Source organism: Arenibacter lacus, from assembly GCF_008711145.1.
In the GTDB taxonomy this organism is placed as follows: Bacteria; Bacteroidota; Bacteroidia; order Flavobacteriales; family Flavobacteriaceae; genus Arenibacter; species Arenibacter amylolyticus.
On sequence record NZ_VVIN01000273.1, the window covers coordinates 1 to 364 of the forward strand.

The following is a 364-nucleotide window of genomic DNA, read 5'->3' on the forward strand; positions in this document are numbered from 1 at the left end:
GATCCGAGCACGAGAAGAAGAGCTCTTAAACGTGCCTTACTTTCACGTGGTCTTTACCTTGCCCTCGGCGCTCAACCGCCTATGCCTGCACGAACCTAAAAAAATGTATGGCCTACTGTTCAAAATAACCTGGCAGGTGCTACAGGGTTTTGCATCCAACCAAAAATTTCTGGGTGCCAAGCCAGGGATGATCGCCATCCTGCACACCTGGGGCCAGAACCTGTCGTTGCATCCACACTTGCACTGCATAGTTCCCGGTGGTGGTATTGCCCAGAGCGGTAAATGGAAATATGCAAAAAACAAAGGAAAATACCTGTTCCCGGTCAAGGCTATGAGCACGGTTTTTAGAGCTCGTTTTGTAGCA

Annotated in this window: 1 protein-coding gene; it reads left to right on the forward strand. The window is 49.5% G+C overall.

What is annotated here, in order from left to right; translation table 11 throughout:
• Nucleotides 1-364 (forward strand): IS91 family transposase (locus F1E73_RS17480; protein ID WP_150452712.1); only part of this gene is annotated, 364 nt, incomplete at both ends.